The sequence below is a fragment of the Gaetbulibacter sp. PBL-D1 genome (assembly GCF_050509525.1).
GTDB lineage: Bacteria > Bacteroidota > Bacteroidia > Flavobacteriales > Flavobacteriaceae > Gaetbulibacter_B > Gaetbulibacter_B jejuensis.
In genome coordinates this window covers 15,405-29,103 of the sequence record NZ_JBNWKB010000008.1, presented here as the reverse complement: position 1 = coordinate 29,103, position 13,699 = coordinate 15,405, and the positions used below count along the sequence as shown (strand labels likewise).

The following is a 13,699-nucleotide window of genomic DNA, read 5'->3' as shown; positions in this document are numbered from 1 at the left end:
TAAAATTATGGAACAACAAAAACTCAACCCAACTATTGTTTATGTATTAGCAATTCTAGGATTACTATGCTGCTGCATAGGAGGTTCAGGATTTATCCTTGCTGGTATTGCTTTTTTTATTGCACAAAGTAAATTAAAGCAAGCTCAAGCAGCCCCTGAAAACTACGATCATGATAGTGTTAAAGCAATGAACACTGCCAAAATTGTAGCAATGGTAATACTAATAATAAATATAGCATACTTAATTTTTACTATATACCGAATTTCAACAGTTGGTTGGGATGAGATGATGGAACAGTCCAGAGAAATAATGGAACAGTACCAACAACAAAATCAATAAATGAGAAAAGCGACCAAATGGTCGCTTTTTTTATTACATTTGAACACTAACTAAACAAAAAATTATTACATGGAACAAAAACCTACAAGACCTAATAGTTACTTAGCCTTAGCTATAATAAGTACCATTTTATGCTGTTTACCTTCTGGTATTGTGAGCATTATTTACGCTACAAAAGTTAATTCATTATATGAAGACGGAAAGTATGATGAAGCAGTACGCGCTTCTAAGAATGCAAAAACTTGGGGAATTGTTTCTGTGGTTATTGCACTTGTAGGATGGTTACTTTATATTTTAATCTTTGGAGTTGCAATGCTTGGAGCAATTGCTAATGGTGGTTACTAAGTCAAAAAAAATAGTAATATATACAAGTATAGTGATAGTATTTTTAGGAATGCTATCACTATATTTTTTTTGGAATCCGTCTAACCACGCTTTTTTTCCTAAATGTCCTTTTTATGCTCTTACTGGCATTTTCTGTCCTGGTTGTGGTAGTCAAAGAGCAATACACAAGTTAATTAATGGTGAAATTGTTGAAGGTATAAGACACAACTATCTAATACTTCTTTTATTTGTAGTTTTAGGGTATCAGTCTATCTTATTTTTGCTTAACAAATTCACCACAACAACCTATAAAAACCTAACTCATAAACCAATTACTACAAAAGTAATTTTAGTAATTGTTATTCTGTTTTGGATACTTAGAAATATTAGTGTTTTTCCGTTTACCGAGTTAGCACCTTAACAAAAAAAAGCAACCAAATGGTCGCTTTTTTTCTTATAAATTATTGTCAGTTTTTAAAATAAGGAAGCTCCAACTACTGCTCCTATTAAAATTAAAGCGTATAAAGAAATAACTACAATAGTAAAAATCCCGATAAACTTATAGTGAGATTTTAGGTTTGCAAACGCCTTTTTAAAGTCTTGATTATTGCTTAGTCTTAACGCACTTTTCATGTTTTTAGAAAACCTAAATAAGTATAACACAGGAAACAAATAAACAAGCGCTAAAACAACATATACAAACGCTACACCTACTGCGTATCCTGCTCCATACGCTCCATCAAATCCACTGTTTGCAATGCCTCCTGAAATGGCCATAATCAATGCTCCAATAAGCATAAAACCTATTCCTACAAATCCTAATATTGATAAAATATAAGACCATTTAGATGTTTCTTTTAAATAATCAATAATCTCTTGATTAACGTCTAGTTCAAAGCTTTTAAAAGCCGATTGCTGTTCCATAAATTTAGTTTTCAAATTGTTGTAATGTCTTTGTTATAATTGACACACAGTCTAAAAGTTGCTCCTTGTTCATTACTAAAGGTGGAGCAAATCTAATAATATTACCATGTGTTGGTTTAGCTAAAAGACCATTATCTCTTAATGCCAAACAAATGTTCCAAGCTGTATCGCTATCTTCATCATCATTTATAACAATAGCATTTAGCAATCCTTTTCCTCTAACTAAATTAACGGTAGAACTTGTTGCAATGTATTTATTCATTTCCTCACGGAATAATTGTCCTAGTGTTTCAGCGTTTTCAGCTAGCTTCTCGTCTTTAACCACTTCTAAAGCAGCAATAGCAACAGCAGCAGCAACAGGATTACCACCAAAAGTACTTCCGTGGTTTCCTGGTTTAATCACATTCATAATGTTATCGTTTGCTAACACAGCCGAAACAGGATAAGCACCTCCAGATAATGCTTTACCAAGAATTAACACATCTGGTTTTACATTTTCATGGTCTACAGCTAACAACTTTCCTGTTCTAGCAATACCAGTTTGCACTTCGTCTGCAATAAAAAGTACACCATGGGCTTCACATAACGCCTTTGCTTTGGCTAAATACCCATCACTTGGCACATAAACTCCTGCTTCTCCTTGTATTGGCTCAACCATAAAACCTGCTACGTTAGGATTGTTTTTTAAAGCAGTTTCTAAAGCTTCTAGATTATCGTATTCAATTTTTATAAACCCTTTAGTATAAGGTCCAAAGTTTTTACGTGCTACAGGATCGTTACTAAACGAGATAATTGTAGTAGTTCTTCCGTGGAAATTGTTTTCGCAAACAATAATTTCAGCATCGTTTTCGAAATACCTTTTACTTCATAAGCCCATTTTCTACAAAGCTTTAAAGCCGTTTCAACAGCTTCAGCTCCTGTATTCATTGGCAACAATTTATCAAACCCAAACATCTCAGTTGCAAACTGCTCATACTTTCCTAGCATGTCGTTATAAAACGCTCTAGAAGTTAAGGTTAATGTTTTTGCTTGAGATACCATGGCATCTACAATTTTTGGGTGACAATGTCCTTGGTTAACTGCTGAGTAAGCCGATAAAAAATCATAATATTGCTTACCTTCTACATCCCAAACATGGACACCTTCTCCTCTACTCAACACTACAGGTAACGGATGGTAATTGTGTGCACCATACTTGTTTTCTAAATCTATCGCTTGTTGCGATGTTAATTGGTCTAAAACAGCCATTTTAAAAAAATTTTAATTGTGAAAAAATAACCATTCCTGCTCTACCTTTATTCTTTCATAAGCGTTGCGCAACCATTTTTGAAGTTATGGTGACGCTTAGAAAAAGCAGCGTGGGAGAGAAATCATCCCTAGAGGATGTAAATTTAGTAATTTCTGCACGATTTATAAATAATCACTATCAATTTTAAGTGTAGAATTTTATAAAATGCCACTATCTTTGCAATCAAAATTTTAAGTACATGGCAAGACGAGAACGCAATAAGTTTGTAAAACGTGGCGAAACGATAGATATCTTAATAGAAGATTATGCTTTTGGTGGTAAAGGTATAGGACGTATTAGAAATGAACATGGTGAGTTTGTTGTTTTTGTGCCTAATACTTTACCTGGTCAGTTAGTGAAAGCTCAGGTTAAAAAATCGAGTAAAAAATATGCCGAATGTAAGTTGCTTGATGTTTTAAAACCTTCTGAAGATGAAGTAGAAACTCCTTATCAAGATATTCCTGGTGCACCTTATATTCAGCTGCCAATAGACAAACAGCATGACTATAAAACGCAAAGTACATTAGAACTTTTTAAGCGTATTGGAAAAGTAAAGGATATAGAAACCAAGTTTGATGAGTTTGTAAGTTCACCTAATACATTTCATTATCGTAATAAAATGGAATATGGCTTTTCAGCTATTGGTTATAATCGTGAAGCTAAAACTGACGTAGACGAGTTTACACTTGGGTTTAAACGTCGTGGTCTTTGGTGGTGTGGTGATAACTTAAATAGCGATTCTGGTTTATTCGATGCGCAGTTAGAAAACCACCTTAAAGACATTAGAGCGTATTGCGAAAACACAGGATTAGCACCATGGCATGCTCCTAAAAAAGAAGGGTTTTTCCGTTTTTTTGTGGTTAGAAAATCCTATAAAACCAATAAGCTGCTATTCAATTTAGTGACTACTTCTTATGATTTAGACCAATTTGATTTAGATGCATTTGCTAACTATTTAGTAGAATTGTTTGGAGATAGAGTTGCTGGTTTATTACATACCATTAATGACGAAATTGGAGATAGAACCATTGCTACCACTGGAAGCATACGCTTAGTTTATGGTGAAGATAAAATAGTTGAAGAACTACTAGGCCTTAATTTTGAAATTAGCATGAAAAGCTTCTTTCAAACCAACCCAAAATGTGCTGAAAAACTATACTCTAAAGTAGTTGATTATGCTTTAGAAAATAAAGACGCTATAGACAATACCGTTGTTTTAGATTTATTTTGTGGTACAGGAACCATAGGACAAATAGTTGCTAGCAAATCCAACAATGCTAAAATTGTTGGTGTAGATATTGTAGCTTCAGCCATTGCAGATGCTAAAGAAAATGCAAAACGAAACAACATTAAAGGCTTAGAATTTTATGCTGCTGATGTTGGTAAATTCTTAACCGAGCATCCTGAGTTTAAAAACAAAATAAGAACCATTATCTTAGATCCTGCCAGAGCTGGTATTGCGCCAAAAACTTTAAATAAAATAATAAACCTAGGCGCAGAACGTTTGGTTTATGTATCTTGCAATCCAGCCACACAAGCTAGAGATACTGAGCAATTAATGCAGTCAGGATATGAAATAAAAAAGCTTAGTCTTGTGGATCAATTTCCACATACAGCACATATTGAGACTGTGGTTTTATTTGAAAAGTAAGCTATTACAAAAAATCTTGTGTAGACTATCACTGAAAAAAGAAAAATTATAATGATAAAAAAAATTAGCGTCTTAGTCTTTTTAATTGCTGTCCTATTTTTAGGCTGCGAAAGAGATGACATTTGTGCTGAAGCAACAGCAACTACGCCACATTTAATCATACGTTTTTATGACGTTAATAATCCTGAAGAAACAAAATCTGTAAGGCGTTTGTCTGTAAAAGGTCAAGGTGTAGATGAAGAAATTGTCACTAACACCAATACTGATTCTATCTTGCTTCCATTAAGGTTTCAAAATGAAGGTGAGACCATTTCAACTTTCTTTGAATTAAAAAAAGACACCGACTACGACACTAATGGTAACGATAGTAACGCTTCAAACACTGATGTTATTGAAGTAAGCTACACACCAGAATTTATATACGTATCAAGAGCTTGTGGTTATAAAAGTATATTTGCAGGTACTGAAATTGACGTCATTGAAGCCGATGACGATGACGTATGGATTATAAACGCATTAACCGTAAACACTACAATTGAAGATGAAAAAGCAGCACACATCAATATCTATCATTAGTCTGGTATTTTTGATGTTATGCTCCATAACATCATTTTCGCAAAATACAAGTGAACAAGAAGACAACGAAACATCTAATGACACTCTTGTTTTTAAACAAAAATATGGATTGAGACTAGGTATAGACCTTAGCAAACCTGTGCGTTCTTTTTTAGATGACGATTATACTGGGTTTGAAATAAATGCCGATTACAGACTTACCAAAAGACTCTATCTAGCAGGAGAACTTGGTACTGAAGAAAACAACTTAGTTACTGATTACCTCGATGTCACTTCAAAAGGAAGTTACTTTAAAGCTGGAGTTGATTACAACATGTACCTAAACTGGTTAGACATGGAAAATATGATATATGGTGGACTTAGAGCTGGAGTGAGCACCTTTAGTCAAACATTAAACAATTACACCATTTACAATCCTGACCAATACTGGAATGAGCCTTTTTCTCCTTCAGATACTAAAGAGTTTGATGGTTTGTCAGCTATTTGGGCTGAACTTATTATTGGTATTAAAGCCGAAACTTTAAACAATTTATATGTTGGATTAAACCTTCAACTAAAAGGGTTAGTAAGCGAAAATGCACCTAGCGATTTTGAAAATCTTTACATTCCTGGATTTAACCGAACCTATGACAGCGGACGTTTTGGAATAGGATTTGGATACAATATATCTTACCTAATACCTATCTACAAAAAAGATAAGAAAGTCGCTAAAGAAGACTAAAAATTGTGTATCTTTTCAATGAAAATGATCACAATTTATGGACAAGGAAAGCATTGCTGAACTTTTAGAATCGAAGCATCAGATTTTAATTGATGTGTTAAGTTCTCAAGATGATGAAAAATGGCAGCAAGGTCCTAAAGGAAAATGGACTTCTGGCCAGCAAGCATTACATTTACTTCAAAGCATAAAACCACTTAACGATGCGTTAAGTCTTCCTAAGTTTATTATAAAATATCGGTTTGGAACAGCTAATAGAGCTGTGAGAGATTACGCAACTGTTGTAAATAGATACCAAGAGCGATTACAAGAGTCTAAAGGTATCGTTTATGGTCCATCAAAAAACATGAAAGTTCCTTTGCTAAAAGACAAAAACTACATTTTAAACCGCTTACAGGTTGAAAACAAAAAACTACAATACAAGACTCGAAAGTTATCTGACAAACATTTAGACACACTTATATTGCCTCATCCTTTAATGGGAAAAATGCCTTTACGAGAAATAATAATGTGGACTGCTTATCACGTAGAGCACCACACTAAACAGTTACAAGAAAACTATTAATCAATTAACTATATACTTATGAAAAAAACACTTCTATTTATCGCATTTTTAACACTTTCACTTAATGCCAATGCACAATACGTTAACGTTTGGAAAGATGGTAAACTCACCTTTGAAACAAAACAAAAAATTGATACTGAAGGAGATGAAGATGAAACCGATTATGATGGAGAAAATGATGTTTTAGGCATAAATATGCAAATTGTTACTATTAACCAAAACGTTGATAAAAATTCAAACACTCTTAAACTTGTGAGCAGAGAAGGTTGTAAAAATATGTATATGGATATTATTGAAGATGGTCGTCCTTTTTTACCTAACTATATGAGCCACTACACAGTTTGTCGTGATGGTGAAGATTATGTTTTAAATGCTGTAATTTATAGAGAGGACAATAAAAAAGCATATGATATAAACCTATATTGCTATGATATTAGTGTAAAACAAGGTGTTAAAATTCTGGAGTCCTTCAAGTTTTTAGACTAGTCCATATATTTAGCTTTCTTACTGCCTTCATACATTTCGTATTTTACTAAACGAGATTCTAATTTAGCATTAAACAGTTTTATTTTTCGTGAAGGTCGTAAGCCTACAAACTTTAGCGCATCTAAGTTAGAGGTAATAAACCAAGCGTGAGTTCCTGGGTAACCTTGTTTTAGGGTATCACCAATATTGGTATAAAATTTCTCCATGTCAATATCTAAACGTTCTCCATAAGGCGGATTAAAAACCATGTGCAGCTTTTTATCTCCTGCTTTTTGGGTCTTAAAAAAGTCTTCATGCTGAATGCTTATAAACTCGTCTAAGTGCGCGTTTTTTATATTGTCTTTAGCTTTTTTAACAGCACTTGGTGACTTGTCGTAACCTATAATTTTATGATGAAAATCTCTGGTCTTTTTCAATAAAGACTCTTCAATGGTTTCAAATAAATCCACATCCCAATCCTGCCATCTTTCAAAAGCAAATTCTTTTCGCATTAAATTAGGCGGAATATTACAAGCTATCATTGCTGCTTCGGCTAAAATGGTTCCACTACCACACATTGGGTCCATAAAATCACTCTGTCCATCCCAACCTGATAGCATAATCAATCCTGCAGCTAGCACTTCGTTTATTGGTGCAATGTTGGTAGCTGTTTTATAGCCTCTTCTGTGTAACGATTCTCCTGATGTATCTAACGAAATGGTACATTGTTGCCTATCGATATGGACATTTATTTTTAAATCAGGAAAACGTAAATCTACGTTAGGTCGTTCCTGAGTAGTATCTCTAAATTTATCTACAATAGCATCTTTTGTTTTTAATGCAATGTATTTTGAATGTGTAAACACATTAGAATGTACTGTAGCATCAATTGCCAAAGAACCTGTAGGTTTCATGTAGTTTTCCCAAGGCATTTTGTACACCTTATCATACAAATCTTGCTCATTAACAACTCGAAAGGTTTTTATGGGTTTAAGAATTTTTATGGCTGTTCTTAATCCTAAATTGGCTTTGTACATAAATCCTTTATCACCAACAAAGCTTACATTTCGCACTCCTTTTTTAATGTCTTGTGCTCCTAATTGCAATAGCTCCTTTTCTAGTAAATCCTCAAAGCCAAATAAGGTTTTGGCAACCATTTTAAAATTATTCTCCATACATAAATGCCTTATAGTACTTTCAAAATTCAAAAATACTTTATTTTTGCCAATGCTTATAAACTGTAAGACGATATTCTTAGAAAATTCCACTAGTTGATGAACAAATATTTATTTCCTGTATATGCAGTAATTTTGGGTGTTTTAATCGTATTGATTTACAAAAAGAAGAACCTACACTCTAAATTACTACTATCCTTTAGTGGAGCATTTTTATTAGCTTTAACGCTTTTTGAGTTACTCCCAGAAGTTTATCATCACTTAGAAGCCAAAAAAACAGGCTTACTTATAATGACAGGTATTCTTATACAGGTTATTTTGGAGTTTTTCTCAAAAGGCGCTGAACATGGTCACGTACATCATGAAGACACCAAGGAATTTCCATGGTTACTTTTTATAAGTTTATGTATTCATAGCTTTTTAGAAGGGTTCCCAATACATCAACATAACGATATTGTTTATGGTGTATTAGTACACAAAATCCCAATAGCTATAGTAATTACAGGGTTTTTACTAGAATCAAGATGTAATAAATTACAAGTAGTTCTGTTTTTAATTTTGTTTACTGCAATGACGCCTTTAGGAACATTTATTTCTAATCATACAAGTATGCCTGCCAATTATGTAAATGCAATTAACGCTATTGTAATTGGTATATTTTTCCATATTTCTACAGTTATTCTTTTTGAAAGTGATGAAGGACATAAATTTAGTTTAACCAAACTAGTTGCCATATTACTAGGTATTGGAATGGCTTATGTAATTTAAAAGGTATGTTTAGTAAAGAAGAATCAAGACGACTACGTCAAGACTTTTGGATAAGCTTTGGAAAATCATTTCCAAGAAAATGGACGCTATACGATACCAAAATAAAAGGCTTTAGCTTTAAATTTCATTTTGACACCAAAAAAGCACTTATAGCGCTAGACATTGAAGACGATTTAGAAAACCGAATCACTTACTGGGAAAAACTTATATCACTTAAATCTATTTTAACCCAAGATTACTTACCTGACGTTATTTTTGAAGAAGAATACTTTCTAGAAAATGGTAAAGAGATATCAAGAATTTATCTTCCATTAGAACAAAAGGTGTCTATTCACAATAAAAATACATGGCAAGATGTAATGGTGTTTTTCAATGAAAATATGAGCAAGTTTGAAGATTTCTTTGAAGATTACAAAGAGGTAATCAAGGATTAATTTATAGGTTTTTAACCATTCGGTAATCGTCCATCACAAAACCATTACCTATATCCATTACCAGTGCTTCAACAGTTTTAAACCCTAGTTTTTCATAAGCTTTAATAGAATTGACATTGTACTTATTCACTGTCAACTCAATGCTATTGCAATGTAACATATTAGCTCTACGTTCAACAAACTGCATTGCTGTTTTTCCTATTTTTTTTCCTCTGTAATCAGAAAGCACATAAATCTTACTTAAAAACAAAGCGTCTCGCTTTTTCTTAATGCAAATATATCCTACAGGCACAGTTTCAAAAGTGATTAAATAATACTCAAAACCTTCTTTTACTTGCTGATGTATAGCTTTTTCTGATTGAAACTTATCTAGCATATATGCTACTTGTTCCGCACCAATAATAGGTGCATAATGTTCGTTCCAGATGATAAAACCTAAATCGGCTATCTGTTTGTAATCGTTGGGTGTTGCAAGTGTAATTTCTGTCATCTATTAAAAACTAAAGCACGTAAAAATAAATCATAAAAAAATGACAAATGGCGCCTCCAAGAACAAAAAGATGCCAAATCACATGGTTATAAGGAATACGCTCAACAGCATAAAACACAATACCTATAGTGTAAAACAATCCGCCAGCAAATAATAATAACACTCCATTGCTTCCTATAGCGTTTGAAACATTAGAAAAATCGAACACAATTAACCAACCCATAACCAAATACAGTAAGGTTGAAAACACTTCAAACTTTCCTGTAAAGAATAGTTTTAGCACAACGCCAAAAGCAGCAATTCCCCAAACAACCCAAAACAAAAGCCAACCAAGACTATCTGGTAATGCAATGAGCAATACAGGAGTATAAGTTCCTGCAATGAGCATGTAAATACTAATGTGATCTACTATCCTGAAATAATGCTTTCGCTTTTCTCCTTTTACAGCATGATAAAAAGCTGATGCACTAAACAGAACAATTATTGAAATGCCATAAACTATTACGCTAAATAAACTCCAAGGCAACTTCACTTGTAAGGCTGAGAGAATAAGTAAAACCAATCCTGCAATTCCCAACAAAGCACCAAGTGCATGACTCCATGTGTTTAGACGTTCTTCAAAAGGTGATTGTATTCTCATTCTTTATCAACAGTAGGTTTTGGGTTTAACCATTTATCGGTAAGATCATAAAAATCAATATCAACAGCAGGTTTTTGACGCACTAATAATCCATTTTGAAACGCACGTTCTAAAATATCTTCAATAAGATAATCCTCTTTCACATTCAAAGGGTCAAACTCTTTTTTAAGCGAAATATCAAACAGTTTTGCAGTGTTTTGAAACCAGAAAGCTCGCCAACCACTTCTAAGGTCTTTAATGAGCTCAAAAGTTGTTTTACCAGTCTGCCTATGAATTAGCTTTATGAGTATTTGCCCTTCGGTTCGAGTGAGTTTTTTTAATTCTGCTGAAAACTCTTCTTCAATATATCGCTGAATTATCTTTGCATACTGCCTACGTTCTCGTTTAGAATCTAGAGTTGCTAAACGTTCGTTTAAGGTTTCTAATCGTTCAGCAGCTAGTTTTGCATAAGGATATACTTTTATAGTTTTTCGTTTTAAAATAAGATAGCGTTTCGGTCTTCACTACTATCAAACTTTAATTTATTGAGCAGAATAACTTCATCTAAATCAATTGTTGTTCTTGGAACCGAATCACCTTCAATTATAATCCATTCAACCTCTGTTGTATCTTTCTCTACAACAGGTCGCAATTGGGCAAATGCCAAAAACGGAAACAATATAAAGATGTAGGTTATTTTATGCATACACAGTATATAACTAAAAGTATTCCAAACTTTTAGGTACTTAAAACGTACTGACCAAAATTAATAATTTACAACCTCTAAAACCTTAAAATCGTATTAATATTATTATTTTAGTCCAAAATAATTGAATATGGCAAAAAAGAGTGTACTGAATAAAAAGTCAATGGACTTTTTAGAAAAATATTTAAACAATGCGTCTCCAACTGGTTATGAATGGGATGGACAAAAACTATGGATGGAGTACTTAAAACCGTATGTTGATGAGTTTATTACTGACACCTACGGAACTGCTGTTGGTGTTATAAACCCTGAAGCAGAATACAAAGTAGTTATTGAAGGTCATGCTGATGAAATTTCGTGGTATGTAAACTATATTACTGACAACGGATTAATCCATGTAATTAGAAATGGTGGTAGCGATCACCAAATAGCACCAAGTAAAATTGTAAACATCCATACCAAAAAAGGGATTGTAAAAGGTGTATTTGGTTGGCCTGCAATTCATACTAGAAACAAAGCAAAAGAGCAAGCTCCTACTTTAGAAAACATCACTATAGATGTTGGAGCAAAAGACAAAGAAGAAGTTGAAAAAATGGGTGTTCATGTAGGTTGCGTTATTACCTATCCAGATGAATTTCATATTTTAAACAAAGACAAGTTTGTATGTCGTGCGTTAGATAACAGAATGGGAGGTTTTATGATTGCTGAAGTTGCGCGTTTGCTTCATGAAAACAAAAAGAAACTGCCTTTTGGACTTTACATAACAAACTCAGTACAAGAAGAAATAGGACTTCGTGGTGCTGAAATGATTACACAAACTATAAAGCCTAATGTAGCTATAGTTACCGATGTAACTCATGATACCACTACTCCAATGATTGACAAGAAAAAAGAAGGTCATCTAGAACTTGGTTTAGGTCCTGTTGTAGCTTATGCACCTGCTGTACAGCAAAAACTACGCGATTTAATTACTGATACTGCAGAAGAAAAGAAAATACCGTTTCAGCGTTCAGCATTGTCAAGAGCTACAGGAACTGACACAGATGCTTTTGCTTACAGTAATGGTGGCGTTGCTTCTGCATTAATTTCTTTACCTTTACGCTATATGCATACTACAGTAGAAATGGTACATAAAGACGATGTAGAGAATGTTATCAAGTTAATTTATGAGTCTTTATTAAAGATTAAAAACGGAGAAACATTTAGCTACTTTAAATAAGATAGCAAATGTCATTGTGAGACCTTCAGGTCGTGGCAATCTTGCAGTTGAATAAAACATAAACTATGTCTGTTCGAGCGCAGTCGAGAACTTGAAAAAAGGGTATCTCAAAAAACATCTCGACTGCGCTCGATGGGACAACGCTTATTTAAATGGATGAATTAATCGACATTGTTGATGCCTCTGGTAACCCAACAGGAGAAACCGCTTTAAAATCTGTAATCCATACAAAAGGGTTTTATCATAATACTGCTCATGTTTGGTTTTACACTAAAAATGGAGACATTCTACTAGCGCAACGAGCAGCTTCAAAAACCATTTGTCCGTTACTATGGGATGTTTCCGTTGCTGGTCATATTGATGCAGGAGAAAGCATTACACAGGCAGCAGTTAGAGAAACCAAAGAAGAAATAGGTTTAGCTATTTTAGAACAAGACCTTAAAAAGATTGGTGTGTTTGAATGTTTTCAAAGTTATGACAATGGCATTATTGATAACGAGTTTCATCATACTTTTATAACTAAACTTGAAGTTCCTATAGAAGAGTTAAAGCCTCAACTAAATGAGGTTGAAGCCTTAAAACTTGTTAGCTTTTCTACATTTCAGTCCTTATTGAATAACAGTGAAACCAACAACCATTTTGTAGCTAGCAATAGAGCCTATTACACTACTATTTTTAATGCTATCCAAAAAAACTGTAGCAGGTTTTAATATTTTACTTAATTTTCAACTATGAATCTACTCCTCCTTGCGATAGCTCCTGTTATAATGATTATCCTTTATATTTATTTTAAAGATAAATATGAAAAAGAGCCCAAACGGTTAATCTTATATTGCTTTTTGTTTGGTGGTATTGGAAGTATAGCGATTACAACTTTTCTTTACCTTGTAACAGATAGTGTTATTCCAATACCTTTTAACACAAGTGTTTTTGACCAATTCATCAAAGCTTTTTTTATTGTTGGATTAGTTGAAGAGTTTAGCAAATATGTCATTGTACGCTATTTTGCTCAGCCTAAAAAAGACTTTAACGAGCCTTTTGATGGCATTGTATATACTGTGGTAGTTTCAATGGGTTTTGCAGCTACCGAAAACATTATGTATGTGTTTGAAGGTGGTTATAAAATTGCATTTTTAAGAGCCTTTACTGCAGTTCCTGCACATGCTACCTTTGGTGTATTAATGGGCTATTTTATGGGTAAAGCAAAGTTTTCTAATAACAGAATAAAACTAAATCTTATAGGTCTTGCATTGGCAACCCTATTCCATGGTGCTTACGATTTCTTTTTGTTTATCGACTTTATTCCTGGTATTTGGTTAGGTGCTTTTGTCTCGCTAGCTGTTGGATTATTCCTAGCTAAAAAAGCGATAAAACGCCATCAAAACGATTCGCATTTTAAACTAGATTAATTATGCAAATACAGGTTTGGTGCTTAAC

The 13,699-nt window shown here is 33.4% G+C and carries 17 protein-coding genes and 2 pseudogenes; 13 read left to right on the top strand and 6 right to left on the bottom strand.

The annotated features are described in order from the left end of the window. Positions 1-7: 7 nt before the first annotated feature. The 3 genes from ACQ0RB_RS08210 to ACQ0RB_RS08200 all read left to right on the top strand — a co-directional run bounded on the left by ACQ0RB_RS08210 (position 8) and on the right by ACQ0RB_RS08200 (position 1,085). A complete protein-coding gene (locus ACQ0RB_RS08210) occupies positions 8-340 on the top strand; it encodes a CCC motif membrane protein (RefSeq protein WP_430497733.1) in 333 nt (110 codons plus the stop codon). 69 nt (positions 341-409) lie between these two features. Further along, a complete protein-coding gene (locus ACQ0RB_RS08205) occupies positions 410-685 on the top strand; it encodes a CD225/dispanin family protein (protein WP_129760744.1) in 276 nt (91 codons plus the stop codon). A gap of 49 nt (positions 686-734) precedes the next feature. After that, a complete protein-coding gene (locus ACQ0RB_RS08200; protein ID WP_430497731.1) occupies positions 735-1,085 on the top strand; it encodes a DUF2752 domain-containing protein in 351 nt (116 codons plus the stop codon). Between the two features lie 53 nt (positions 1,086-1,138). Here the strand turns inward: ACQ0RB_RS08200 and ACQ0RB_RS08195 are convergent, their stop codons facing one another. Both ACQ0RB_RS08195 and rocD read right to left on the bottom strand, forming a co-directional pair. Next, positions 1,139-1,588, bottom strand: coding sequence for a DUF5362 family protein (locus ACQ0RB_RS08195; protein WP_131507327.1), 450 nt, complete (start codon positions 1,586-1,588; stop codon positions 1,139-1,141). A gap of 4 nt (positions 1,589-1,592) precedes the next feature. Then, positions 1,593-2,836 (bottom strand): annotated as a pseudogene (rocD, locus tag ACQ0RB_RS08190) (ornithine--oxo-acid transaminase). A gap of 239 nt (positions 2,837-3,075) precedes the next feature. Between rocD and rlmD the strand changes: the two are divergent. Genes rlmD through ACQ0RB_RS08165 form a run of 5 tightly spaced genes read left to right on the top strand, consistent with a single transcriptional unit; the run spans position 3,076 to position 6,872 of the window. Next, a complete protein-coding gene (rlmD, locus tag ACQ0RB_RS08185) occupies positions 3,076-4,527 on the top strand; it encodes a 23S rRNA (uracil(1939)-C(5))-methyltransferase RlmD (protein ID WP_430497729.1) in 1,452 nt (483 codons plus the stop codon). 51 nt (positions 4,528-4,578) lie between these two features. Then, positions 4,579-5,103 (top strand): DUF6452 family protein, encoded by a 525-nt coding sequence (locus tag ACQ0RB_RS08180; RefSeq protein ID WP_262733001.1) that lies wholly within the window; start codon positions 4,579-4,581, stop codon positions 5,101-5,103. After that, positions 5,069-5,824 carry a DUF6048 family protein gene (locus ACQ0RB_RS08175; protein WP_165353694.1) on the top strand — a complete coding sequence of 252 codons (756 nt, stop codon included), beginning with the start codon at positions 5,069-5,071 and terminating at the stop codon, positions 5,822-5,824. Before ACQ0RB_RS08180 ends, ACQ0RB_RS08175 begins: the two co-directional genes overlap by 35 nt. A gap of 37 nt (positions 5,825-5,861) precedes the next feature. Then, on the top strand, positions 5,862-6,386 hold the full coding sequence (locus ACQ0RB_RS08170; protein WP_430497726.1) for a DinB family protein: 525 nt from the start codon (positions 5,862-5,864) through the stop codon (positions 6,384-6,386). 18 nt (positions 6,387-6,404) lie between these two features. Next, complete coding sequence (locus tag ACQ0RB_RS08165; RefSeq protein ID WP_129760737.1) at positions 6,405-6,872, top strand: hypothetical protein; 468 nt, start codon at positions 6,405-6,407, stop codon at positions 6,870-6,872. Here ACQ0RB_RS08165 and ACQ0RB_RS08160 read toward each other — a convergent pair. Then, entirely contained in the window at positions 6,869-8,026 is a 1,158-nt protein-coding gene (locus ACQ0RB_RS08160) for a THUMP domain-containing class I SAM-dependent RNA methyltransferase (protein WP_430497724.1), read from the bottom strand. The genes ACQ0RB_RS08165 and ACQ0RB_RS08160 overlap by 4 nt on opposite strands. A gap of 99 nt (positions 8,027-8,125) precedes the next feature. Between ACQ0RB_RS08160 and ACQ0RB_RS08155 the strand changes: the two genes are divergently transcribed. After that, on the top strand, positions 8,126-8,794 hold the full coding sequence (locus ACQ0RB_RS08155) for a ZIP family metal transporter (protein ID WP_131507344.1): 669 nt from the start codon (positions 8,126-8,128) through the stop codon (positions 8,792-8,794). A 5-nt stretch (positions 8,795-8,799) separates the two neighbouring features. Further along, the gene (locus ACQ0RB_RS08150) at positions 8,800-9,228 is read left to right on the top strand and encodes a DUF4268 domain-containing protein (protein ID WP_430497721.1); all 429 of its coding nucleotides are present in this window, start codon (positions 8,800-8,802) and stop codon (positions 9,226-9,228) included. 1 nt (position 9,229) lies between these two features. On the opposite strand, the gene ACQ0RB_RS08145 is transcribed toward ACQ0RB_RS08150, so the two are convergent. The 3 genes and pseudogenes from ACQ0RB_RS08145 to ACQ0RB_RS08135 all read right to left on the bottom strand — a co-directional run bounded on the left by ACQ0RB_RS08145 (position 9,230) and on the right by ACQ0RB_RS08135 (position 11,043). Beyond that, on the bottom strand, positions 9,230-9,718 hold the full coding sequence (locus ACQ0RB_RS08145) for a GNAT family N-acetyltransferase (RefSeq protein WP_430497719.1): 489 nt from the start codon (positions 9,716-9,718) through the stop codon (positions 9,230-9,232). A gap of 10 nt (positions 9,719-9,728) precedes the next feature. Next, positions 9,729-10,358 (bottom strand): PAQR family membrane homeostasis protein TrhA, encoded by a 630-nt coding sequence (gene trhA / locus ACQ0RB_RS08140; RefSeq protein ID WP_430497717.1) that lies wholly within the window; start codon positions 10,356-10,358, stop codon positions 9,729-9,731. After that, positions 10,355-11,043, bottom strand: a pseudogene (locus tag ACQ0RB_RS08135) (DUF4294 domain-containing protein). The gene trhA and the pseudogene ACQ0RB_RS08135 overlap by 4 nt, the downstream one beginning before the upstream one ends. A gap of 130 nt (positions 11,044-11,173) precedes the next feature. Between ACQ0RB_RS08135 and ACQ0RB_RS08130 the strand changes: the two are divergent. The 3 genes from ACQ0RB_RS08130 (at position 11,174) to ACQ0RB_RS08120 (ending at position 13,671) form a co-directional block, all read left to right on the top strand. Further along, on the top strand, positions 11,174-12,262 hold the full coding sequence (locus ACQ0RB_RS08130; protein ID WP_430497716.1) for a M42 family metallopeptidase: 1,089 nt from the start codon (positions 11,174-11,176) through the stop codon (positions 12,260-12,262). Between the two features lie 152 nt (positions 12,263-12,414). After that, on the top strand, positions 12,415-12,972 hold the full coding sequence (locus tag ACQ0RB_RS08125) for an NUDIX hydrolase (protein ID WP_430497714.1): 558 nt from the start codon (positions 12,415-12,417) through the stop codon (positions 12,970-12,972). Positions 12,973-12,993: 21 nt separating this feature from the next. Next, positions 12,994-13,671 (top strand): PrsW family intramembrane metalloprotease, encoded by a 678-nt coding sequence (locus ACQ0RB_RS08120; RefSeq protein ID WP_430497712.1) that lies wholly within the window; start codon positions 12,994-12,996, stop codon positions 13,669-13,671. Positions 13,672-13,699: the final 28 nt, after the last annotated feature.

Excerpts from the sequence above, each read along its gene's own strand:
- ACQ0RB_RS08210 (WP_430497733.1), top strand. The coding sequence starts at position 8 with ATGGAACAACAAAAACTCAACCCAACTATTGTTTATGTATTAGCAATT.
- ACQ0RB_RS08205 (WP_129760744.1), top strand. The coding sequence starts at position 410 with ATGGAACAAAAACCTACAAGACCTAATAGTTACTTAGCCTTAGCTATA.
- ACQ0RB_RS08200 (WP_430497731.1), top strand. The coding sequence starts at position 735 with ATGCTATCACTATATTTTTTTTGGAATCCGTCTAACCACGCTTTTTTT.
- ACQ0RB_RS08195 (WP_131507327.1), bottom strand. The coding sequence starts at position 1,588 with ATGGAACAGCAATCGGCTTTTAAAAGCTTTGAACTAGACGTTAATCAA.
- rlmD (WP_430497729.1), top strand. The coding sequence starts at position 3,076 with ATGGCAAGACGAGAACGCAATAAGTTTGTAAAACGTGGCGAAACGATA.
- ACQ0RB_RS08180 (WP_262733001.1), top strand. The coding sequence starts at position 4,579 with ATGATAAAAAAAATTAGCGTCTTAGTCTTTTTAATTGCTGTCCTATTT.
- ACQ0RB_RS08175 (WP_165353694.1), top strand. The coding sequence starts at position 5,069 with ATGAAAAAGCAGCACACATCAATATCTATCATTAGTCTGGTATTTTTG.
- ACQ0RB_RS08170 (WP_430497726.1), top strand. The coding sequence starts at position 5,862 with ATGGACAAGGAAAGCATTGCTGAACTTTTAGAATCGAAGCATCAGATT.
- ACQ0RB_RS08165 (WP_129760737.1), top strand. The coding sequence starts at position 6,405 with ATGAAAAAAACACTTCTATTTATCGCATTTTTAACACTTTCACTTAAT.
- ACQ0RB_RS08160 (WP_430497724.1), bottom strand. The coding sequence starts at position 8,026 with ATGGAGAATAATTTTAAAATGGTTGCCAAAACCTTATTTGGCTTTGAG.
- ACQ0RB_RS08155 (WP_131507344.1), top strand. The coding sequence starts at position 8,126 with ATGAACAAATATTTATTTCCTGTATATGCAGTAATTTTGGGTGTTTTA.
- ACQ0RB_RS08150 (WP_430497721.1), top strand. The coding sequence starts at position 8,800 with ATGTTTAGTAAAGAAGAATCAAGACGACTACGTCAAGACTTTTGGATA.
- ACQ0RB_RS08145 (WP_430497719.1), bottom strand. The coding sequence starts at position 9,718 with ATGACAGAAATTACACTTGCAACACCCAACGATTACAAACAGATAGCC.
- trhA (WP_430497717.1), bottom strand. The coding sequence starts at position 10,358 with ATGAGAATACAATCACCTTTTGAAGAACGTCTAAACACATGGAGTCAT.
- ACQ0RB_RS08130 (WP_430497716.1), top strand. The coding sequence starts at position 11,174 with ATGGCAAAAAAGAGTGTACTGAATAAAAAGTCAATGGACTTTTTAGAA.
- ACQ0RB_RS08125 (WP_430497714.1), top strand. The coding sequence starts at position 12,415 with ATGGATGAATTAATCGACATTGTTGATGCCTCTGGTAACCCAACAGGA.
- ACQ0RB_RS08120 (WP_430497712.1), top strand. The coding sequence starts at position 12,994 with ATGAATCTACTCCTCCTTGCGATAGCTCCTGTTATAATGATTATCCTT.